The organism is Bradyrhizobium sp. JYMT SZCCT0428 (assembly GCF_018131075.1).
Lineage (GTDB): Bacteria > Pseudomonadota > Alphaproteobacteria > Rhizobiales > Xanthobacteraceae > Bradyrhizobium.
On sequence record NZ_JAFCLS010000015.1, the window covers coordinates 55,582 to 75,699 of the forward strand.

The 20,118-nt window shown below is 62.9% G+C and carries 21 protein-coding genes and 1 pseudogene; 10 read left to right on the forward strand and 12 right to left on the reverse strand.

Going from position 1 to position 20,118, the window contains the following annotated elements; all coding sequences use genetic code 11:
• Positions 1-25: 25 nt before the first annotated feature.
• Positions 26-1,054 (reverse strand): ABC transporter substrate-binding protein, encoded by a 1,029-nt coding sequence (locus JQ575_RS17275; RefSeq protein WP_212034430.1) that lies wholly within the window; start codon positions 1,052-1,054, stop codon positions 26-28.
• Between the two features lie 208 nt (positions 1,055-1,262).
• Here JQ575_RS17275 and JQ575_RS17280 point away from each other — a divergent pair, with 208 nt between their 5' ends.
• Positions 1,263-1,712 carry a cupin domain-containing protein gene (locus tag JQ575_RS17280; RefSeq protein WP_192737955.1) on the forward strand — a complete coding sequence of 150 codons (450 nt, stop codon included), beginning with the start codon at positions 1,263-1,265 and terminating at the stop codon, positions 1,710-1,712.
• A 199-nt stretch (positions 1,713-1,911) separates the two neighbouring features.
• Here JQ575_RS17280 and JQ575_RS17285 read toward each other — a convergent pair whose 3' ends face one another.
• The 4 genes from JQ575_RS17285 to JQ575_RS17300 form a co-directional block, all read right to left on the reverse strand.
• Positions 1,912-3,096 (reverse strand): MFS transporter, encoded by a 1,185-nt coding sequence (locus tag JQ575_RS17285; RefSeq protein WP_312015951.1) that lies wholly within the window; start codon positions 3,094-3,096, stop codon positions 1,912-1,914.
• Between the two features lie 136 nt (positions 3,097-3,232).
• Positions 3,233-4,018, reverse strand: a complete 786-nt coding sequence (locus JQ575_RS17290) for an ABC transporter permease (protein WP_212034431.1) — start codon at positions 4,016-4,018, stop codon at positions 3,233-3,235.
• Entirely contained in the window at positions 4,018-4,845 is an 828-nt protein-coding gene (locus JQ575_RS17295) for an ABC transporter ATP-binding protein (RefSeq protein WP_212034432.1), read from the reverse strand. The genes JQ575_RS17290 and JQ575_RS17295 overlap by 1 nt, the downstream gene beginning before the upstream one ends.
• 78 nt (positions 4,846-4,923) lie before the next feature.
• Positions 4,924-6,558 (reverse strand): amidohydrolase, encoded by a 1,635-nt coding sequence (locus JQ575_RS17300; protein ID WP_249166701.1) that lies wholly within the window; start codon positions 6,556-6,558, stop codon positions 4,924-4,926.
• Positions 6,559-6,686: 128 nt separating this feature from the next.
• On the opposite strand from JQ575_RS17300, the gene JQ575_RS17305 reads away from it, so the two are divergent.
• The 7 genes and pseudogenes from JQ575_RS17305 to JQ575_RS17330 all read left to right on the forward strand — a co-directional run bounded on the left by JQ575_RS17305 (position 6,687) and on the right by JQ575_RS17330 (position 12,868).
• Positions 6,687-7,091 carry a helix-turn-helix domain-containing protein gene (locus tag JQ575_RS17305; protein WP_212034433.1) on the forward strand — a complete coding sequence of 135 codons (405 nt, stop codon included), beginning with the start codon at positions 6,687-6,689 and terminating at the stop codon, positions 7,089-7,091.
• Between the two features lie 84 nt (positions 7,092-7,175).
• Positions 7,176-7,253: pseudogene (locus JQ575_RS46440) on the forward strand (ABC transporter ATP-binding protein); the annotation flags it as partial.
• Between the two features lie 95 nt (positions 7,254-7,348).
• Positions 7,349-8,488, forward strand: a complete 1,140-nt coding sequence (locus JQ575_RS17310; RefSeq protein ID WP_212034434.1) for a hypothetical protein — start codon at positions 7,349-7,351, stop codon at positions 8,486-8,488.
• A 143-nt stretch (positions 8,489-8,631) separates the two neighbouring features.
• The gene (locus tag JQ575_RS17315; protein WP_212034435.1) at positions 8,632-9,432 is read left to right on the forward strand and encodes an ATP-binding cassette domain-containing protein; all 801 of its coding nucleotides are present in this window, start codon (positions 8,632-8,634) and stop codon (positions 9,430-9,432) included.
• Positions 9,429-10,988, forward strand: a complete 1,560-nt coding sequence (locus JQ575_RS17320) for an ABC transporter permease/substrate-binding protein (protein WP_212034436.1) — start codon at positions 9,429-9,431, stop codon at positions 10,986-10,988. The genes JQ575_RS17315 and JQ575_RS17320 overlap by 4 nt, the downstream gene beginning before the upstream one ends.
• A gap of 111 nt (positions 10,989-11,099) precedes the next feature.
• A complete protein-coding gene (locus JQ575_RS17325; RefSeq protein ID WP_212034437.1) occupies positions 11,100-11,918 on the forward strand; it encodes a dienelactone hydrolase family protein in 819 nt (272 codons plus the stop codon).
• Between the two features lie 8 nt (positions 11,919-11,926).
• Positions 11,927-12,868, forward strand: a complete 942-nt coding sequence (locus tag JQ575_RS17330) for an NAD(P)-dependent oxidoreductase (protein ID WP_212034438.1) — start codon at positions 11,927-11,929, stop codon at positions 12,866-12,868.
• A gap of 104 nt (positions 12,869-12,972) precedes the next feature.
• Here JQ575_RS17330 and JQ575_RS17335 read toward each other — a convergent pair whose 3' ends face one another.
• The 4 genes from JQ575_RS17335 to JQ575_RS17345 form a co-directional block, all read right to left on the reverse strand.
• The gene (locus JQ575_RS17335; RefSeq protein WP_312015952.1) at positions 12,973-14,643 is read right to left on the reverse strand and encodes a sulfatase-like hydrolase/transferase; all 1,671 of its coding nucleotides are present in this window, start codon (positions 14,641-14,643) and stop codon (positions 12,973-12,975) included.
• A 98-nt stretch (positions 14,644-14,741) separates the two neighbouring features.
• Complete coding sequence (locus JQ575_RS17340) at positions 14,742-16,454, reverse strand: sulfatase-like hydrolase/transferase (protein ID WP_212034439.1); 1,713 nt, start codon at positions 16,452-16,454, stop codon at positions 14,742-14,744.
• A 261-nt stretch (positions 16,455-16,715) separates the two neighbouring features.
• Positions 16,716-16,817, reverse strand: coding sequence for a Cir/Yir/Bir family protein (locus JQ575_RS44650; RefSeq protein ID WP_249166703.1), 102 nt, complete (start codon positions 16,815-16,817; stop codon positions 16,716-16,718).
• A gap of 13 nt (positions 16,818-16,830) precedes the next feature.
• Positions 16,831-17,055 carry a response regulator gene (locus JQ575_RS17345; protein WP_212034440.1) on the reverse strand — a complete coding sequence of 75 codons (225 nt, stop codon included), beginning with the start codon at positions 17,053-17,055 and terminating at the stop codon, positions 16,831-16,833.
• 372 nt (positions 17,056-17,427) lie between these two features.
• Here JQ575_RS17345 and JQ575_RS17350 point away from each other — a divergent pair, with 372 nt between their 5' ends.
• Entirely contained in the window at positions 17,428-18,033 is a 606-nt protein-coding gene (locus JQ575_RS17350; protein ID WP_312015957.1) for a Crp/Fnr family transcriptional regulator, read from the forward strand.
• Between the two features lie 30 nt (positions 18,034-18,063).
• On the opposite strand, the gene JQ575_RS17355 is transcribed toward JQ575_RS17350, so the two are convergent.
• From JQ575_RS17355 to JQ575_RS17365, 3 genes are all read right to left on the reverse strand, one after another.
• Positions 18,064-18,306 (reverse strand): hypothetical protein, encoded by a 243-nt coding sequence (locus tag JQ575_RS17355; RefSeq protein ID WP_212034442.1) that lies wholly within the window; start codon positions 18,304-18,306, stop codon positions 18,064-18,066.
• Positions 18,307-18,317: 11 nt separating this feature from the next.
• Positions 18,318-18,500: a hypothetical protein gene (locus JQ575_RS17360; protein WP_212034443.1), complete on the reverse strand. Its 183-nt coding sequence runs from the start codon at positions 18,498-18,500 to the stop codon at positions 18,318-18,320.
• Between the two features lie 145 nt (positions 18,501-18,645).
• Entirely contained in the window at positions 18,646-19,362 is a 717-nt protein-coding gene (locus JQ575_RS17365) for a TetR/AcrR family transcriptional regulator (protein WP_212034444.1), read from the reverse strand.
• A gap of 110 nt (positions 19,363-19,472) precedes the next feature.
• Here JQ575_RS17365 and JQ575_RS17370 point away from each other — a divergent pair, with 110 nt between their 5' ends.
• Positions 19,473-20,096: a hypothetical protein gene (locus tag JQ575_RS17370; RefSeq protein ID WP_212034445.1), complete on the forward strand. Its 624-nt coding sequence runs from the start codon at positions 19,473-19,475 to the stop codon at positions 20,094-20,096.
• Positions 20,097-20,118 lie beyond the last annotated feature (22 nt).

Here is a 20,118-nt window from a genome sequence, read left to right on the forward strand (position 1 = left end):
ATTGCGTCACGCACTATTTCACGACTTACTTGGTGCTCGATCCCGTCGTCTTCTTGACCTGATCGACATACTTGTTGGTGTAGGTCTTGGTGACGTCGATGTTGGCTTTTGCCACCTCGGGTGAGCCCTCGCTGAACACCGCCAGCACCGCATCCGCGCCCTTCGGGTCCATCTTGCCGTTCAACGAATACATCGGGATCGTGTTCTTCAGGGCCGCCAGATACAGCTCCTTGTTCTTGCCGACGATTTCTTCCGGCATTTTTGCCATGATCTCTTCCGGCGAATGGGAGTGAATCCAGGTCAGCGTGTTGACGATCGCCGTGGTCAAAGCCTGCACTTCCTTCTCGTGGGATTTGATCCATGCCGCCGTCGTGTAGAGCGAGCCGCCCGGATATTCGCCGCCGAACACGTCGAGCGTATCCTTTTGCGTGCGGGTGTCGCTGAGGATCTTGAGGTCGGGATAGCTGCCCTGCAGCACCGTGACCGACGGATCCAGCATCACGGCCGCGTCGATCTGGCCCTGCTGCATCGCCGCGACAGCGGTGGCGCCGAGGCCGACGCCGATCACCGAGGCGCTGGTCGGATCGAGGCCGTTTTTCTTGAGCAGATACTTCAGGAAGAAGTCGGTCGAGGATCCCGGCGCGCTGACACCGACCTTCTTGCCGGCGAGATCCTTGATCGAGTTGATTTCCTTGTTGTGCGAGGGCGACACGACGAGCACCAGCCCCGGATAGCGGTCATAAACCACGAACGACACCAGCTCCTGCTTCTTGGCCGCCAGATTGACGCAATGGTCGAAATAGCCCGAAACCACGTCGGCGCTGCCTCCCAGCACGGCTTTGAGTGCATCCGAGCCGCCCTTGAGATCGACCAGCTCGACGGCAAGGCCGGCTTTTTCGTATTCGCCGAGTTGCCTGGCCAACACCGTCGGCAGATAGCACAGGCAGGAACCGCCCCCGATCGCGATGGTGACCTTGCTTTGCGCTGCGGCAAAGCCTGATGTCAGGACCAGCGCCAGCAGCGCCCCGGCCAGCCGGCCAACAATTTTCTTCATGGTTTCCTCCGATGGGTTGCCGACAGGATAATGCAGTGCACCGGCCTTGAGAAGGCGACTTTGGCGACAATGCGGAGGCCATTATTGCAACGCTGTTCCGCTCGCTGCGATTTATTCCATCGCGGATGCGTGGTTTTTCGTCGCGCTGGCGAAGTGCGGCTTCGCGGCGTAGCATTCCGCCGCAAAAGTTTCACTGGGAGGATTATCCATGAATCGTATCGCCATCACCTTGTCGATCGCCACCGCCTTTGCCGCCGGCTGCGGCGTCACGCATCTGCTGCGCCCTGCCCTTGCCGCCGAAAACATCACCGCGCAGGTCATCTCGACCGGCGATCTCGAAGGGGACAAGCTGTCTCCTCTCAACGCCGGCGGCATGCGCAACAAGATGCTGGTCTCCGCGGATGGCGTGACGATCGCGATCCAGGATGGCAGCCCGCCGAAGCATCTGCATGCCAACGCCAACGAGATTCAGTTCATCCTCGAAGGCACCGGAACGATCTGGCTTGGCGACAAGGAAGTGACGGTGAAGCCGGGCGACCTCGTCGTCATCCCCAAAGGCACCCCGCATGGCGGCACCAAGCCTGTCGGCCGCACCATCAAGGCGATCGCGATCAAGACCCCGCCGCAGGCGCCGGATGATACGAAGATCTTGAACTGACGCGGACGGTCATTCCTCCGTCATTGCGAGCGAAGCGAAGCAATCCATCTCGCCCCGGAAAGGAAGTATGGATTGCTTCGTCGCTGCGCTCCCTTGCGCAAACGCTTCGCGTTTGTCGCAGGCAATGACGACGAGAGACCCTACCCCCGCCCCTCCGCCGCAGCTGGTCGCCCGCGCTGGACCAAGATCACCGCCGCGATCAGCTGTAGCGCGATGCAGAACGCAATCGGCGTCTCGTACCCCCCGCTCCAGCTCTGACGAAACCGAGAAAGGCGGGCCCCAATGAGCCCACGGTTCCGCTGATCGCATTCGACAGCCCCATGACGACGACAAAGCTCGCGGCGCTGAACTCGCGGTGCATGATGAGCGGCGGCAGTGTGATGAGATTGCCGACCGAAAAGCCGAACACCGCGCAGGCAGCCAGTACGATCGGAATCGCATCGAAATGCAGGATGCTCAGGAGTGCTGCCGCCTGACTGACGATCGAGATAGCGGTGACGCGCCGCGGATCGAACCGGTCGACCACCATGCCGAGGCCGAAGCGGCCGGCGATCGCCATGAATGTCATCACCGAAACCGCCAGACCCGCATTGGCGCGGCCGATCTTCGGCTCGAGCATGGCGATCTGGTGGACGATAAAGCCAATCTGGGCCACGAGGGCCAGTGCAAACGGGATCGAGATGGTCCAGAACGCGACGCGGCGGATGAGCTGCGCGCGCGAAATGTCGGTCGGGGCGGAAGCCGTTTCGGCATGCAGCGGATCAGCCGGACCTCCGGCCGATGGCGGGCCGATCCAGGCGATCGTGACAGGGACGAGAACGGCGACCATGACCGCTGTTCCGGTCAGCATCGCGGCCGCAAAGCCGAACCGTTCGACCAGATATACCAGCGAGGGCGTCAAGATGACGCCGCTAAAACTGGCGCCAGTGAAGGCAAGGCTGATGGCGAGACCGCGGCGGCGGACGAACCAGAGGCTCACGATGGTCGCACTCACGATCGTCCCCATCCCGATCCATCCAAGCGACATCAGTGCGAAAGCGATATAGAGCTGCCACGGCGCGGTCGCGAACGCGAGCAGCGTCGTCGACGTCGCTAGCGCGGCAATTCCGAGCAGGACCAGCCGCCTGGCACCCAGCCGGGACACGAGTGCGTTGGTGAACGTCGCAAAAATGTTGGCAAGCAGGAGCGACACCGTGCTCGCGCCCGAAATGAGCGCGGCCGGCCAGCCGTTCAGACGCTGCAGCTCGGCAAGGTAGACGCCATGACCGTAAAGGCCAAAGCCGAACAGAAACAGCGCCATGAGGAAACAGGCGAGCACGACGCGCCAGCCGGCGTAGCGCAGCGACGTCTCATCGGATTGGCCTGCGTCCTGTGCGGGGATCATTTGCTTTCGGGCGGTCGCGCCGATCGAAGCCGCGCATGGGGCGGCCCGGTTTGATCATGCGTCAGTTCGCTCGCCGAAGGCGAGCAACAATTAAGCAGGCCTCTGTAACAACGTCGCGGCCCTCCGACGGCGTCGATCAATCCCGCGCCACGGGCGCCGGCCGCCATACCAAGAGCCGCCGCTCGACCAGCGTCACGCCGAAATCGATCAGGATCACGAAGGCCGACAGCACGAACATGCCGGCGAAGACAGCGCCGACGTCGAACACCCCCTCGGCCTGCTGGATCAGGTAGCCGAGGCCGGCCGCCGATCCCAGATATTCGCCGACAACGGCGCCGACCACGGCGAAACCGACCGCGGTATGCAGCGAGGAAAACATCCACGACAGCGCCGAGGGCCAGTACACATGCCGCGTCAACTGCCGTTCGCTCATGCCGAGCATGCGGCCGTTGTCGAGCACGGTGGTGCTGACCTCCTTGACGCCCTGATAGACGTTAAAGAACACGATGAAGAACACCAGCGTCACTCCGAGCGCGACCTTGGACCAGATGCCGAGCCCGAGCCACAGCGCGAAGATCGGCGCCAGCACCACGCGCGGCAACGCGTTCATCATCTTGACATAGGGATCGAACACCGCGGCAACGCGGGGCTGGCGCGCGAACCAGAAGCCGACCAGCACGCCGCCGACCGAACCGATCACGAAGGCCAGGACCGACTCCCACAGCGTGATCATCAGATGCTTCCAGATCACCCCGGTCGCGAACCATTTGTAGATCTGGCTGGCGACATCGACCGGGGTGGAGAAGAAGAACGGCGGCAGCAACATGCGGCCGAACACCGGCACGGTGGCAAAGAACTGCCACAGCGAGAGCGCGACCACGGCGACCATCAATTGCCAGAACAGCAGCGTCAGGCGGGGCATCAGGAGGCCTCCGCCGCTAGCGAAGACTGCGCGTAACCCTTCATCACTTCATCCTTCAGCACGCTCCAGATTTCCCGGTGCAGCTCGTGGAACTGCTTTTCCATCCGCACTTCCGAGATGTCGCGCGGGCGCGGCAGGGCCACCTTCCAGTCGCCGATGATGCGCGCGCCGGGTCCCGCCGACATGATCACCACGCGGTCGGCCAGCGCGATCGCCTCTTCGAGATCGTGGGTCACGAACAGCACCGCCTTGCGGTCGGCGGTCCATAGTTCCAGCAACAGATTGCCCATGATCTGGCGGGTTTGGGCATCGAGCGGCCCGAACGGCTCATCCATCAGCAGGATCTTGGGATCGCGGATCAGCACCTGCGCGAGCCCAACGCGCTTGCGCTGCCCGCCGGACAGCATATGCGGATAGCGGTTGCCGAACGCGCCGAGCCCGACCGACGTCAACCAGCCCTGCGCGCGCTCCAGCGCCATCGCCCGCGGCGCGCCCTTGATCTCGAGGCCAATGGCGACATTGTCGATCGCGGTCTTCCAGGGAAACAGCGCGTCAGCCTGAAACAGATAGCCGGCGTCCCGATTGAGCCCGGTAAGCGGCTGGTCGAAAATCCGCACCGCGCCCGCGGCCGGCTTCAACAGGCCGGCGGCGACGTTGAGCAGCGTCGATTTCCCGCATCCGGTGGGCCCCACGATGGCGACGAATTCACCATGGGCGACCGAAAGGCTGGCGCGCTCCACGGCCGTATAGACGCGATCCCCGGCAACGCGAAAGGCCACCGTCGCATTGTCGAGCGCGACCGCCACAGGTTCTGCGGTATCCGCCATGCTTCCCCCAAAATATCCGGATGGATGCCTTAGCGGGTACCGACGACAAGTTCAACGCGGCGTCATGACGTGGCCCAGCTATGCTTGGCCATGCACGAGCCTGCCCTCGAACCAGGTCGAGAGAACTTTGGTATGCGAAAGGCGATCATGCCCGACCTCAAACAGATTCTTTTCCAGCATCGCCTTCGTGGGATTGCGCGTGTAAATCTCGATGGCGGTGGGCAGATCGATGGCCTGTTCGGCCCATAGCGCCCCCGGATAGCCTCCCTTGGGGTTGCGTCGCGTCACCATTCCCTCGAGACCGAACCAGGGATCGGGCAGGCCGATGACCGGCCAATCCGAGCCGCCAGCCATCAATGCACCAGCCGCATGCAGGTCGCGGTTCGGCCAATAGCGCTCGGCGCGCTCGCCGATCACGGCCTGGTTCGCGACCGTGATGGCGCAAGGAAACCAGATCGCCGGGCACAGATCCGCGACGACATTGAGTTCCCTAAAGCGAGGGATGTCGGCCGGATCGATAAAGCTCGCATGCGCGATGTGATGCATGGGGCCGTCGGGCCCGCGCAGCCGGCGCACGATCTCCACGGCATCGAGGATATCGCGCACAGCGGCATCGCCCGCGCAGTGGACCTTGACGCCAAGGCCCATCGTCTCGGCCCTGACAATCCAGTGCACAACGTCCGGAAGCCGCAGAAACGACTGGCAGACAACGGCATGCCCGGTTTCGTCCGGCTTGTAGGCCTCGAGCATGGCCGCGGTTCGCGTCATCGGCACGCCGTCCATGAACAGTTTGATAAAGTCTGGTCGGACATGGGTTGTCCGGAACTCCTCACGCCTTGCAATGAGTGCCTCACCGAACAGCTCGGTGCCAGTAAGGGTATTGAACACCGGCAGCGAGCCGACGCACCAGGCGTTGAGTTCGCCGCGCTTGTCCAGATCGGTCAGCGCCTGCAGCATGGGCAAGGTGGTGTTGGCATCCTGGTAAGCGGTGACACCGTACGAATTCAGAATCTCGACAGCGCGCTGCGTCGAGGCAATATCGCGCTGCAGTGGATCGTTCACAGACTTGACGGCGGCCTGCTCGGCGAGCGCCGAAGCCTTTTCCAGAAGTAGCCCAACCGGCGCGCCGCTCGATCGATCGCGCACGATATGCCCGAGCTCCGGGTCCGGCGTTGCCGCGGTGACGTGCATCAGTTCCAGCGCCTTGCTGTTCACCCACCTGTTGTGAAGGCTATCGTCGCGCAACATGACGGGATGGCCCAGGCTGACCGCATCCAGCGCAGCCTTGGCCTCCACGGTCCCAAGCCGCGCGATCAGTTCGCTGCTCCAGATGCCGCCGCAAATCCATTCGCCGGCAGGCGTTTGGGATGCGCGCGCCTTCACCCGCGCCAGGATTTCGTCAAAGGAGATGCTCGCCTGGAAGGAGAGTTCGAACAAGTCGAGCTGCCCGCCCCGCGTATGGTGATTGTGGACGTCGCCGAGGCCGGGCATCATCATGCGGCCCTTCAGATCGACAATCCTGGTTTGCGGACCCTGCCAATCTCTTGCACCCTTGGCAGAGCCGACGAACACGATTTTTCCGTGCCTGACAGCGACTGCTTCCGCCCACGGCAGTCGTGCATCGACCGTGTAGACCTTCCCGTTCTCGAAAATCAGGTCGGCTGGATTTGCAGTGGGAGAACCGGGGGTTTGAGCGGAACGCATTTCAGTCATAAATGAATGCCTGGTTTCGGATTTGGGATCATGCCGGGAAATTCATCGATTACCTACTTTCCCGCAACAATGCTTCCACGCCGATCACTGCCAAGCCAGACACATAAATTTCTGACCAGGAAATCGCCATGACCTACAATCGCAAGCGCCCCGCACTGGATGATTGCCCGGTCGAGGCCGTGCTTGCGATCGTTTCCGGTAAATGGAAGGTTCGGGTGCTCTATCTGCTGTCTCTCGACGACCTCACATTCAGTGAGGTCAGATACTCCGTCGGAGACGTCAGCCAGCAGGTTTTGTCTTCCGTACTGAAGGAACTGATCGGGAATGGCGCAGTTCGCCGTTCCGGGACCGTCTCACCCAGGCAGATCCGCTACGGCCTGACGGCAAAAGGACGGGAACTCGTAGCTCTGTTGATGCCGTTGGCGGAATGGGGAAGCAAGCTACTTAGCCAGAGCGGCGCCAACTGGAAGCCGCCGGAGATTCAGCGAAGGCCGCAGTGCGAAGATCGCCGGCTGGGGGCGTTTCCGGGCTGAGCCTGTCGATCTCACCGAATTGCCACACGCTCAAGATTACCTGCTTTCAGCTGACTATCGTCGGCGGCTCCGGCTCGGGCGTGCAATATCGACCCGATTGGGTTGCGGCGGCAGATCGGCTATGTATTCCAGAGCGGCGAGCTGTTTCCGCATCTTTCCGTCGTCGCGGACAGGGATTTGCCTAGCGACAGGCCCATCGTAACGCGACGAATTTAGGTATTTATTGGTTTGTTCGGAATTCATACCGGAGACGTTCAATGAAGCGGGGGTTTCACCTCGTCGGATCGGCGGTACTGCTGGTCATCACGTGGGCCGTGATCTTTGAGATTGGGTTTCGGCTGCAGCAATATTTCGGTCCCCTGTACGATCTCGAAATGGCCAGCGTCAATTTGAACTGGCAATCCGACGTGGTGAACCATCAGCCCACACCGCAAGACCAGAATCTGTGCATCTACGGCGATTCGACCGGCTTCAGCTACAAGCGATCGTTTGACGCGAACGGCATCAGGATCACCGACGATACGGCACAGCAGGCCGAGTGCGAAAACCCGGTTTCGGTCCTGTTCCTCGGCGATTCCTTTATGGAAGGCTACGACGACAAGAACACGCTGCCGTATCACGTTGCAAAATACTTCAAGACAGAGCGCGGTACCTGCCTGAAGACCTACAATGCGGGATATACCTCGTATTCCCCGGCCATCTTCGTGCCGCAGGCCAAGAAGCTGCTGCCGGTGCTGCGTCCCGACTATATCGTGGTCGACGTGGACGAAACCGATCTGTACGACGACTTTGCCCGATACCGCGGGCTGATTGTCCGCAACGAACGCGGACAAAATGTCGGCGTCAAGGCTTCACCCATTGGACGCGAATGCAGCCTCGGCCTGATGGAAGCCCGCAAACATCCCTTGTACCTCATGCGCTTTGCGGCAAGGCTTTGGCACTCCTTTGTCCATATGCCAGCGGTGGTTGAGAAGAACCGATCGGACTTCACCCTGTTTTCCTATTCGCAGGACCAGGACGCCGATCTCGAACGGAAATATGGACAGCCGCTCGCAAGTTTCAGGAACAATCTGCTGGAGCTGGCTGAGGTGCTGAAGGATTACACTGGGGATGGCAGCCGCGTGCTGTTCATCTCTCATCCGCATCTCCAGCACCTCAAACCCGACGCCAACGGCCTCCTGTGGAACAATCTCGTCAGCTCTTCGGTACAAAAGATTTGCGTCACCAACAGCTTTCTTTTCTTCAACGCCACCGAGGCACTGAAGAAGCGGTCCGGATCGCGCCCCGAGCGCTTCTATTGGGGAGGCAACGATATGCACTTTAGCCATGAGGGACTGGCGGAATATTCCGCTGCGGTCGCAGCGTTTATGGCCTCGGCGATGATCCCGAAGGACTGACCGCGTCACCTCAATGGCCTGCCGGCCGACGAGGCCATCGAATGGCGTTACCGCGTGCCGGCGGCAGAAAAAGGTTGGCAGGCGGCTCACGATTGGCCGATTGTTCGGCTATCGCTGTTTCCCTCGCGGAGAATCCACGCCGAATGCCCACCTCGTCTCTCATCTCCTACGCGCATGTCGGCAAGACCTTCGACGGTGGCCGAGGCGCGAACCGCGTGGTGGCGGTCGACGACGTCTCGCTCGATGTCGCCGAGGGTGAGTTCCTGGCCGTTGTCGGCGGCTCCGGGTCAGGCAAGACCACGCTGCTGCGGCTGGCCAACCGGCTGATCGACGCCGACGAGGGCCACATCACGGTGGAAGGCGAGGACGTCCGCAATGTTGACCCGATCGGTCTGCGCCGGCGGATCGGCTACGTGTTCCAGAGCGGCGGGCTGTTTCCGCATCTTTCCGTCGCCGGCAATATCGGCATCACACCAAAGCTGCTCGGCTGGCCTGCCGACGAAATCGCGGCGCGGGTCGATGAATTGGTCGATCTGGTGCGGCTCGACCGTGCGCAGCATCGCGACCGGCTGCCGCATGAATTGTCCGGCGGCCAGCGCCAGCGCGTCGGCGTGGCGCGGGCGCTGGCAGCGAAACCGCGCATCGTGCTGATGGACGAGCCGTTCGGCGCGCTCGACCCCCTCACCCGCGACGCGCTCGGCGACGATTATCGCGAATTGCACCGCAGGCTCGGGCTGACCACAGTCATGATCACCCATGACATGACCGAGGCCATGCTGCTCGCCGACCGCATCGCTATCATGCGCGGCGGACGGCTGCTGGCCCAAGGCACGCCCGCCGAACTCTCTGATAGCAGCGACGCTTACGTCGGCGAGTTGCTGCGCACGCCGCGACGGCAGGCGGAACGGCTCGGCGCGTTGCTGCCGCGGGATGGCGCGGCATGAACCTATTCGCCGATCCGCGCTGGAGCGAGGCGCTCGGGCATCTGCCGGACTATCTCGGCAACCATGTCCGCGTCAGCGTGACCGCGCTGGCGCTGGGGCTCGCGGTCAGCCTGCCCCTCGCGATTGCGGCACGCAATCGTCGAGTACTGCGCGGCGCGCTGCTCGGGCTTGCCAGCATCGTGCAGACCGTGCCGGGCCTGGCGCTGCTCGCGCTGTTCTATCCGCTGCTGCTGGCGCTCGCGGCAGTGTCGCTGTCGTGGTTCGGATTTGGATTTTCCGCCTTCGGTTTCCTCCCCGCCGTACTGGCGCTGGCGCTCTATTCGATGCTGCCGGTACTGCGCAACACCATCACCGGCCTGCAGGGCGTCGATGCCGCGATCCTCGAAGCCGCACAGGGCGTCGGCATGACACCGCTGCAGTCGCTGTTCACGGTGGAATTACCGCTGGCATTGCCGGTCATGATGGCGGGCATCCGCACCGCGGCGGTCTGGGTGATCGGCACCGCGACGCTGTCGACGCCGATCGGCCAGACCAGCCTCGGCAACTACATCTTTGCTGGATTGCAGACCCAGAACTGGGTGTTCGTGCTGTTCGGCTGCCTGTCGGCCGCGGTGCTGGCGCTAACCGTCGATCAATTGCTGGCGCTGATCGAGAACGGCTTGCGCAACCGCAGCCGCATGCGCGCCACGTTTGGCGGCGCCGGCATCGCGGTGCTGGTCGCGGCGACGCTGGTGCCCGCCATGACGCGCTCGCAAACCACCTATATCATCGGCGCCAAGACCTTTGCCGAACAATATGTGCTGTCGGCGCTGATGGCGCAGCGGCTGAGGGCCGCCGGCCTCTCCGCCAGTTCGCGCGAAGGCCTCGGCTCGAACGTGATCTTCGGGGCGCTGGCCGCCAACGATATCGACGTCTACGTCGATTATTCCGGCACGCTGTGGGCCAATCAGTTCCAGCGCAGCGATATCAGGCCGCGCCAGGAAGTGCTCAACGAGCTGAAGACCATGCTCGCCAAACAGAACATCACGCTGCTCGGCGAACTCGGTTTTGAGAACGCCTATGCGCTGGTGATGCCGCGCAAACGGGCCGAGCAACTCGGCATCCGCAGCATCGCCGATCTGGCGCCGCACGCGGCCGGAATGTCGATGGCCGCAGACTACGAGTTCTTTTCAAGGCCGGAATGGGCCGGGCTGAAAAAGGCCTACGGACTGTCGTTCCGCGCGCAGCGGCAGATGCAGCCGGACTTCATGTATGCGGCGGCAGCTTCCGGCGAGGTCGACGTGATCGCGGGCTATACCAGCGACGGACTGATCGCGAAATACGATCTGGTGGTGCTCGCCGATCCCAGGCACGCGATCCCGCCCTATGATGCGATGGTGCTGCTCGCCCCCAGGCGCGCCGGCGATGCGGCGTTGCGGGCGGCGCTGCAGCCGCTGCTCGGCAAGATCGATATCGCCGTGATGCGCGAGGCGAACTTGCGCGCGGCCGGCAACGACGCGACTTCATCGCCCGACGCGGTGGCGAAATGGCTGTGGGAGAAGATCGGGACGAAGTAGGTGACCTGCGCTAAGGTGTCCCGGCTCACATGGAACCGCGCCGTGAATTTTTCGCGCTCTTTCGTACCGCCTGCCGCTTGTATCGCTGTTATGTCGGGCTTGATATTCGGAATGGCCGATGCCACAGCGGCATCCTTGCCTGCGCGCGTCACCTTCGCCAGTGCCGACGGGCGAACGACGCTGGTCGGCTATGTCTTCACGCCGGAGGTGCCGCATGCATCGCGCACGCCTGCGGTGGTGATGATGCATGGCCGCGCCGGCGTCTATTCTTCGGCCGCCAACGGCAAATATGACGCCTCGACGCTATCGAAACGCAATCAGCAATGGGGACACATCTGGGCGCGGCAAGGTTATCTCGCCATCCTGGTCGATGGTTTTGGTCCTCGCGGTTATCCAACTGGTTTTCCCCGTTTCAGCTACGATTCCCGGCCCGATGAATTGAATGAAATCACCATTCGTCCGCTCGACGCCTATGGTGCCCTCGCTTACCTGCGAACGCGCAGCGACGTGATATCAGATCGGGTCGCGTTGCAGGGCTGGTCCAACGGCGGCAGCGCCACGCTCGCCACGATGTCGGTGACCGCGCCCGGCATCACCACGCCGACGCCCGCAACCGGCTTCCGGGCCGGATTGGCGTTCTACCCGGGCTGCGGCCTGAAAGGCCAATTCGCCGACGGGCTCAAGCCTTACGCGCCGGTGCGCGTGCTGCATGGATCAGCCGACGAGGAAGTCTCGCCGCGGCGCTGTGCCGACTTCGTCGCCAAAAGCCGCGCGATCGGCGGCGACATCCAGTTCCAGCTCTATCCCGGTGCGGCGCATGGTTTCGACGATCCCAGTCCCTCGCGCCAGAGCGACGCCGCCAATGCGTCCGCGACCCGCGACGCGATCGCGCGCGCGGTTGCGTTCGTTGCAAGCGTATTGAAGCCTTAATCTGGAGAATGTCTCAAATGACCGTTGTATCGACCGACCCAAGACAGTGGAACGTAGGCCTCGTCGGCTATGGCGAAGTGGGTCGCATTCTCGCCGAAGACCTGCGCAAGCAGGACGTGAAGGTCGCGGCCTACGATATCAAGCTGCGCAGCGATCAGACAGGCTCAGCCCTGCGCGACCATGCTTTCGCGCATGGCGTCGCGCTTGCGGCGTCCCATGCCGATCTCGCCGCGGGTGCCGATTTCATTGTTTCCGCCGTCACCGCGAGCCAGGCTGTCCCCGTCGCGCAGGCTTGCGCGCCGGCCGTGAGGCAGGACGCCTGGTTCCTCGATTTCAATTCGGCATCGCCGGGCGCCAAGCAGCGCGCCGCCGGCCTGATCGACGGCAAGGGCGGCCGCTATGTCGAAGGCGCAGTGATGACGTCGATCCCGCCGTACCGGATCAAGGTGCCCCTGTTGCTTGGCGGCAGCGGCGCCGAGGCGCTCGCGCCGCTGCTGGTGCGGCTCGGCTTCGACGCCAAGGTGGCAAGCAAGGCATTAGGCGTCGCTTCGGCGGTCAAGATGTGCCGCAGCGTGATGATCAAGGGCCTGGAAGCGATGGTGATCGAGAGTTTTACGACCGCGCGCGCCTATGGCGTCGAGGACGCCGTGCTGGCGTCGCTCAAAGAAACCTTTCCCGGCATCGACTGGGAAAAGCAGGGCGCCTATTTCTTCCAGCGCGTGATCGAGCATGGCCGTCGCCGCAGCGAGGAGGTTCGCGAAGTGGCTGAGACCGTGCGCGAGGCCGGCCTCACACCGTGGTCGGCGGAAGGCACCGCCGAACGCCAGGCCTTTATCGCCGATCTCGCGGACGAAGGCCTGTTCGGCACGAAAGGCACCGACGCGTTTGCCCGCAGCCCCGACTGGCGCGTTGAAGCCGACCGCATCCTTGCCGCCGTGAAGAAGAAATAAGTGATGCCGAAGGTAGGGTGGGCAAAGGCGCACTTCGCGCCGTGCCCACCATTGCTCTCCGAACTAGATGGTGGGCACGCTAGCGCTTTGCCCACCCAACGCCACTACAGTCCCCGCACCAGGCCGGCGTCGATCAGGAGGCGGTTGAAGCGCCTGGCTTCCGCGCCGTCCTTGCAGGCATAGAACACGCCCTTGCATCGCAGCATGATGCTCTTCTGCTCCTTGAACGAGGGATCGAGCGGAATGCCGGCGGCGTCCTGGATGACGAGCGGAATGTAGGCGGCATCGAGGGTTGCGAGGGCCGACGACAGATCCGGCGGCTGGAAGTTGATTCCATCCAGCGCATAGTAGGTCGAGAAGTAGCGCGGATCCGCGCTCATCAAACGTTGCCCCAGCAGCTTCCGGTCGATGCCGGGCTCGAGCAGTTTCTGCGAGATGGCCGGTTGATGATCGCCGAAGCGCAGCACCAGGAACGACTGGTCTGGATAGTCGCGCGCCAGCCGTGCGGTGAAATCGCGGTAGTCCTTTGCCGTCATGCTCTGGCGGCGAATATACTCGTCGATCTCCGGCGTATTTCCCGGCGGTTTCCAGTCCAGCGTCAGATCGGGCCGATAGACGCTGGTCCAGGGAAAATGATTGGCCGTGAGATACACGAACATGAAGACCGGCGACTGTGACACTTGCTCGTCAGCAAACGCCTTCAAGGCCTGATCAAAGTAGAACTTGTCTGGCTGCATGTCCTCATCGACGCCCATGTCGGCCATGTCGATGAACCTGTTGACGCCGACCCCCTTCTGGAACGCCCGCGCGCTGAGGAAGTCGCCATAGGTCGGATAGAGCGAGACGGTCTTGTAGCCGCAGCGCTGCAGCGCTTGCGGCAGGCCACGCTCGATGCGGTTCGCGGTGATCCTCGTGACGTAGAACTTCAAATCGCCGAACGAGCGCGCCGACATGCCGGTCAGGACATTGAACTCGGTGTACCAGGTCGGGCCGCCGGTCGCCTCCGCGATCATGGTCCGTTGCTTGCCGTCAATGGACTTGAAGAAGTCGGAATAGCCTGGCGGAACCTTGACACCCGGTGCTGCGGTGATGTCGAAACTCGACTCGTCGAGCAGCATGATGATGTGCGGGCGCTTGGCAGTGGTATCGCATTTTTCGTCTGGCGGCAGCGCCGGCCGGGCCGTGGCGTGCGCCCCCGGGGCCAGGCCAAGCGAGCCGCGCGCCGGCGGATCGGCCTCAATCCATCCGGTCGAGGCCAGCCGCGACACCGCGACCACGCCCGAGCGCGCGAGGTTGGAAATATGATTGATGCCCTGGAACGGCTCCCAAGGCTGCTCGGGGGCCGCGACCGACAGCGCCGACATCGATACGGTCGTGGCGGCAAGAACCGCCAGCACCGGGCCGCGCGCTGCGCGAAGCGGATCGGCGCGCCAGATCGCCCACAGCAGCGGAACGGCAATCACCGCCGCCACGATAAGCTGCGTCCGGAGTTGTGGAAACACCGAGAGCAGAAACGAAAACGTATCGCGATCGACGATCAGGAAATCGAGGAAGGTCAGTGATAGCTGCAGAATGTCGAACTTGAAGCGCGACAGCACGATCAGCAGCACCACCAAAACCAGCGCCAGCGCCGCGGCGACGCCGGGCCGCCGCAGCACCAGCAGCAACAGGCAATTCACAAAAACCCACGCCAGCAGCGCGAGCGTGATCCCAACGAATCCGTATTCCGTGCTGAGCAGGACAGCCAGGGCCGCAAGATGCAACGCGGCGACCACGCCGACGCCGGCATAGAACCAGGCCCCGCGCGATGCTGTATCGTCGGTCCGGCTTGCTGCGGGTTTGGCGGAGGCTGGAATGCTGCCCTCCCTTGTTGCTAGAGGTTTTTCACGTAACCGGCGTCGATCAGGAGCCGGTTGAAGCGTCGGGCTTCCGCGCCGCCCTTGCAAGCATAGAACACGCCCTTGCAACGCAGCATGATGCTCTTCTGCTCCGAAAAGGAGGGATCGAGCGGGATGCCGGCGGCCTCCTGGACCACCAGCGGCAGATAGGCCGCGTCGACGGTTTCCATCACCGCAGGGCTCTTGACCGGTTCGAAGTTGATGGCGTCGATCGCATAATAGGTGGTGAAATAGCGTGGATCGTAACTCTCGAATTTCTTGCCGGCGGCGATTTCGTCGATCCCGGGATCGAGAACATGCGACGAGAATTCCGGTTGATGGTCGCCATAGCGCACGATCAGGAACGGCTGCGCCGGAAATTTCTTCTTCAAGCCGGCGACGAACGCCGCGTAGTCGTTGGCGCTCATGGTCTGCCGGCGCACATATTCATCGACCACCGGCGCGTTGCCGGGCTTCGACCAGGATGGCGTCAGGTCGGCACGAAACGGCGTCTCCCACGGGAAGTGATTGGCGGCGAGATAGACGAAAATGAACTGCGGGTTCAATGCTGCGTTCTGCGACAGCAGGTTCAGCGCCTTGTCGTAGAAGAAGCTGTCGGGCTCGATGCCCTTGGCGCCGAGATCGCGTGCATCGTAGAATTTCTGGATGCCGGTGGTGGTGTGGAAGCCGCGGGCGCTCATGAACGCGCCGTGGGCGGGATAGAGCGAGGTCGTGCTGTAACCGCAGCGGCGCAGCGCGAGCGGCAAGCCGCGCTCGACGCGGCCCGCTGCGATACGGGTCACGAAGTAGGAAAACCGGCCGAACGAGCGCGATGAAAGCCCGGCCAGCACATTGTATTCGGTGAACCAGCTCGCCCCGCCGCTGCTTTCGGCCACGAACTTGCGCGCCTTGCCGTCGAAGGAGTCGAAATGGCTGCCGTAGCCCGCCGGAACCTTGACGCCCTGCGCCTGGCGAATATCGAAGCTCGACTCATCATGGACCATGATGATGTGCGGCCGCCGCCCCGCCGGGGCGCATGAATCCACCAGCGGCAGCTTGAGGCGGCCGGCGGCGACGGCGTCGGACTCCATGAAGCCGTAGTTGACGAAATCCGAGACCGCGGTAACGCCGGAACGGGCGAATTTGGACAGATAGCCGTCGGGATAGTAGCCGCGCCAGGCATCGTCCGGCCAGGCAAAGGCGTATCCCGTGAGCGCGGCAAGGCAGGCGAGCATTCCCGCCAGCGCCGGCAACCGGCGGATCCGGAACGGATCGAGCCACCACAGCGCATACATCAGCGGAATCGTCACAAGGCCCGCCGAGATTACCGACCAGCGCAGGTTTGGAAAAATCGTAAACAGGAATGCTGCACTGTCGCGATCGATCACCATCAGATCGACGAAGTTGGCGGTCATTTGCACAACGTCGTGCTTGAGGCGCGACAGCAGCACCAGCACCACCACCAGCGTCAGCGACAGCGCACCCGACAGCGCGGGGCGCCGCAGCAGCGCGATGAACAGCAGGTTCAGGATGCCCCAGGAGAGTGCGAAGCACAGGCGCGAGCCGAAATCGGCCTCGGTCTGCAGCATGATCGCCAGTGCGGCCATCTGCGGCGCGGCGACGGCCAACAGCCGCCATATGCCGATCGCGGCAAGGCCTGCGGTAACCGCAGCGGTGGCAGAGGAACCTGGGTTTGGCGCGGGCGCCATGGGCGGGACGCAACACTACCCGGCGCAATGCAAATGCCTTGGCTGGCGACGGCCAGGAGGCGCACGACGCAGCCGGAACCTGGATCGTGTCATGAAAACGTAGTGTAAACGTCATGAACAGGCAATGAATTTGCCGTTGCAACGCAAAGCTTTAGTGAATCCGGCAGGGCTCCGGCCCACACCGCTGACCTCCAGCCAGCCCCTCGCGCCTCCCTGCCAAGGCGCAGGACCGTCGCGGGCGACCTGAGCCAAGCCAGACCATCAGCCCGCCCCGAGGAAAAACAGGATCGCGAAGAATATCGAGACGGCGATCACGATGGTCCACGCAGAGGCGCCCGCGACCCGCATCGCGATCTCCGTCAAGCTCAGGTCTTCGTCAAACCGGCGGCCGGACATTGGTCGTCAGCCGCACGACGGCTTCCGATTTCAGCGGGTCGGCAACCGTCCTGGTCTCGATCGCGTTGCATTTCGGGCATTCGAAAGTCCGCTCCTCCGACCCGTCAGGCAGTGGCGCTAAGCGGGCCAGCATCATCCGGGTGAGGCACCTGCCGCAGCGCGGCCGTTCGATCGAGGAAAGGGGGACGTCCGGCATTTTGGACATGATCCTTCCTTCATGCATTTCTCGCCGGCTGGTTTGATCGGGCCCTGCTAGTCGCGGCGCGCCAAACGGCATCCTGCAAAATGGAGGTTCGCGAGCCCGTTGTGATCCTGTCGGATCGTTCGCCGAATGCGTTCCAGCGTCTGTCCGATACCCGACATAGTGGGATTATTTTCTTGCTATGTCCGGTAGTTGACGTACCGTCCGGGAATTATCGGGTATCCCGCCAAGGCACCGATAGCTGAGAGTAGTTCGCGCTCCCGCCTGTCAGCAGGATCGCATTTCATGAACAATCAATTGCTCAGCCTTTTCCCACCGTCCGACATGAAACTTCTCGGTCCGCATTTGAAGGCCGCACAATTCGACCAGCACCGGGTGTTGTTCGAGGCGGACCAGCGAATCCGCCACGTCTACTTTCCGACCAGCGCCGTGGTGTCGCTCGTGATCACGCTGTCGACCGGCGAAATGGTCGAAGCGGCCATGATCGGCAAGGACGGTGTGGTGGGTGCTTCCGCAGCGCTTGACGGCAAGATAGCGGTGAGCCGCGGCATCATTCAGCTCAGCGGTGAAATCGTCGTATGCGACATCGAAGCCCTGAAATCCGTCGCAATGCAAAGCCCGAAACTGCTTGCCCTGCTCATGCGGCACGAACAAACGGTCTACGCCCAGGCCCAGCAATCCGCTGCATGTTTTGCCACGCACCAGGTGGAAGCGCGGTTCTGCCGCTGGTTGCTGCGCGCGAGAGATTTGTCCGATAGTGATTACCTGCCGTTCACGCAGGAATATCTTGGTGAGATGCTGGGTGTCAGACGAACGAGTGTGACCGCGGTGGCCAGGACATTGCAGGAGGCGGGTCTGATCAAATATGCCCGCGGCAAGATCCAGATCGTGGATGCAGAAGCGCTGCAGGCGAGTGCCTGCGAATGCTACGGTTCGGTCAAGACGCATTACGAAAGGCTGCTCGGGCCTCTCAAGAAGTAACTGGCAGGCTGATGCGTTGCGGATGCCGCTCTATTGGTTGCATGGCCTCAGCGTCTTGACCGCGGTTTCCGCCTCGGCTCGCGTTTTGTAGATCGTATCGCTGGCCACCGTGATGTTGGGTGTATCGGTGCGAGGGGTCTTGTCGACCACCGTGCAGGTCTTCGTCAGCGAGTTCAGCACGATGTAGAATGCGGGGACGTTTCCCGCGGGCTGGGCGAGACCGGCACCGTTCAGGCTCAGCACGAACATCGCGCAGAACAGGTTTCGTTTCATGGCAGTCTCCGTTAGCCGCTTCCGAGGCGAACAAGGCTCAAGGCGAGCACCAGCAGAATCGCGCCGATAAGCCCGCCAAAGAAGGTCCACTTTCTGAGCGGCGTATTGAGGATCACCTCGGCGCCTCGCGCCTTGTCGGCGGGATAGGGTTCTTTTGGCGGTGGTGCGGGTTGCGCAGGACCTTCTCTGACCACGGGCGTCCTCCCGGTTCAGGATGCAGTCTTTAAATTGTGCAGCAGCGAACAGTGGCGGAACGCCTTGCCGCGCTTGCTCAACGCGCGGCGAGATTGCCGGTTCCGGCTTCGTGCGTGACGCGCGGTGGAAAGCGCCTGAAATGCATCAAGCGGATCTGCCGGGAACCTTGGCGATACCTTCTATGAAGAGATCGAGGATAGCTTCCGCGGTGCCTTCGGCATCCGCGACGCCCCAGCGCGGAAAATGACCGTCGATATTCATCCGGGCGAAGCCATAGACCAGCGCCCGGCCGGCGATCTGCACCTGTTTCAGGTCCGCCGAGCGCAATTGCCCCTGCGCAAACGCCTCCGCCAGCGTGCGTTCGGCCAAGTCGATCAGTTCGGCATTGTCCTGCGAGACGCCGGCCGCCTTGTCGTGATCAAAAAAGCGCCGGCTGGAAATGATCTCGAAATGGGTCGGGTTCTTCATCGCCCAGCGCAGGTACGCGAGGCCCAGGCTCCGGAACCGGCCCAAGGGATTGTTGGGTGGATTGTTGGCTGGATTGTTGGCCGGTGCCTCGGCCAGCGCCGCTTCGATCTCGGCCCGGAACCTGCGCTGCGCCTCCTCGGCGACCGCGTTCATCAGGGCGTCGCGGCTGGGAAAATGCCGGAACGGCGCCCCGGGCGACACCCCGGCGCGGCGGGCAGCCTCGCGGACACTGACCGCGTCAGGACCGCCCTCGCCGACCAGTTGCAGCGCGGCGTCGATCAGAACCCGGCGGAGATCGCCATGGTGATAGGGCTTTGGCGCCGGCGCGCGCGCCGTGCGGCGAAGCGGCTTGGCCGGCAGTTTGACGGAAGGAGGCTTGGCCGAGGAACGCATCGTCCCTCCTAACATCACCCCCTTGTGAATGTAAGCATCGATTACACGGATTGACGATGCGTGACGCGCATATGTAACTGATGATTACATTTACTGCAGGGGAACGCGCGATGTCGGAAAGCCGTCAAAACTGGTTCGAAGGCTGGCGGCTGTTCGCCGTGCTGGCGCTGCCCCTGCTCGCGCTTAGCGTCTGGATCGCCGGCATGCGGCAATTCGAGGTCGATGGCGTGCGCATGGTGATCCGCTTCACGGCGCGGACCTCGCTGCTGTTCTTTTGTCTCGCCTTCAGCGCCGCCGCGCTGGCGCGGCTCTGGCCCAACGCCTGGACGCGATGCCAGCGCCGCAACCGCCGCACCCTCGGCGTGACCTTCGCAGCCTCGCACGGCATTCATGCGGTTGCGATCGCCGCCTTCGCAATGATGGATCCCGCGGGCTACGCGGCCGCGACCTCGCTCACCTCCTACATTTTCGGCGGCATCGGCTATGCCGTCATCATCGCGATGACGGCAACGTCATTCGACCGGTCAGCCAAGGCCCTCGGCGCGAGCGCCTGGCGCAGGCTGCATCTGATCGGCGGCTATTATCTGCTGTTTCAGTTCATGGTCTCGTTCGGCAAGCGAATTCCCGACATGCCGCTATACGCGCTGTTCCTGGTCCCGCTGCTGGCGGTGTTCGCCTTGCGGATGATCAGCATGGCCGCGGCGCGAACGCCGCGCACGATGCAGGCGGGATGACGGCCGCTGCGCCTGCGCGCCC

Coding starts and splice junctions, on each gene's coding strand:
- JQ575_RS17275 (WP_212034430.1), bottom strand. CDS start 1,054: ATGAAGAAAATTGTTGGCCGGCTGGCCGGGGCGCTGCTGGCGCTGGTC.
- JQ575_RS17280 (WP_192737955.1), top strand. CDS start 1,263: ATGAATCGTATCGCCATCACCTTGTCGATCGCCACCGCCTTTGCCGCC.
- JQ575_RS17285 (WP_312015951.1), bottom strand. CDS start 3,096: ATGATCCCCGCACAGGACGCAGGCCAATCCGATGAGACGTCGCTGCGC.
- JQ575_RS17290 (WP_212034431.1), bottom strand. CDS start 4,018: ATGCCCCGCCTGACGCTGCTGTTCTGGCAATTGATGGTCGCCGTGGTC.
- JQ575_RS17295 (WP_212034432.1), bottom strand. CDS start 4,845: ATGGCGGATACCGCAGAACCTGTGGCGGTCGCGCTCGACAATGCGACG.
- JQ575_RS17300 (WP_249166701.1), bottom strand. CDS start 6,558: ATGACTGAAATGCGTTCCGCTCAAACCCCCGGTTCTCCCACTGCAAAT.
- JQ575_RS17305 (WP_212034433.1), top strand. CDS start 6,687: ATGACCTACAATCGCAAGCGCCCCGCACTGGATGATTGCCCGGTCGAG.
- JQ575_RS17310 (WP_212034434.1), top strand. CDS start 7,349: ATGAAGCGGGGGTTTCACCTCGTCGGATCGGCGGTACTGCTGGTCATC.
- JQ575_RS17315 (WP_212034435.1), top strand. CDS start 8,632: ATGCCCACCTCGTCTCTCATCTCCTACGCGCATGTCGGCAAGACCTTC.
- JQ575_RS17320 (WP_212034436.1), top strand. CDS start 9,429: ATGAACCTATTCGCCGATCCGCGCTGGAGCGAGGCGCTCGGGCATCTG.
- JQ575_RS17325 (WP_212034437.1), top strand. CDS start 11,100: ATGGCCGATGCCACAGCGGCATCCTTGCCTGCGCGCGTCACCTTCGCC.
- JQ575_RS17330 (WP_212034438.1), top strand. CDS start 11,927: ATGTCTCAAATGACCGTTGTATCGACCGACCCAAGACAGTGGAACGTA.
- JQ575_RS17340 (WP_212034439.1), bottom strand. CDS start 16,454: ATGGCGCCCGCGCCAAACCCAGGTTCCTCTGCCACCGCTGCGGTTACC.
- JQ575_RS17345 (WP_212034440.1), bottom strand. CDS start 17,055: ATGTCCAAAATGCCGGACGTCCCCCTTTCCTCGATCGAACGGCCGCGC.
- JQ575_RS17355 (WP_212034442.1), bottom strand. CDS start 18,306: ATGAAACGAAACCTGTTCTGCGCGATGTTCGTGCTGAGCCTGAACGGT.
- JQ575_RS17365 (WP_212034444.1), bottom strand. CDS start 19,362: ATGCGTTCCTCGGCCAAGCCTCCTTCCGTCAAACTGCCGGCCAAGCCG.
- JQ575_RS17370 (WP_212034445.1), top strand. CDS start 19,473: ATGTCGGAAAGCCGTCAAAACTGGTTCGAAGGCTGGCGGCTGTTCGCC.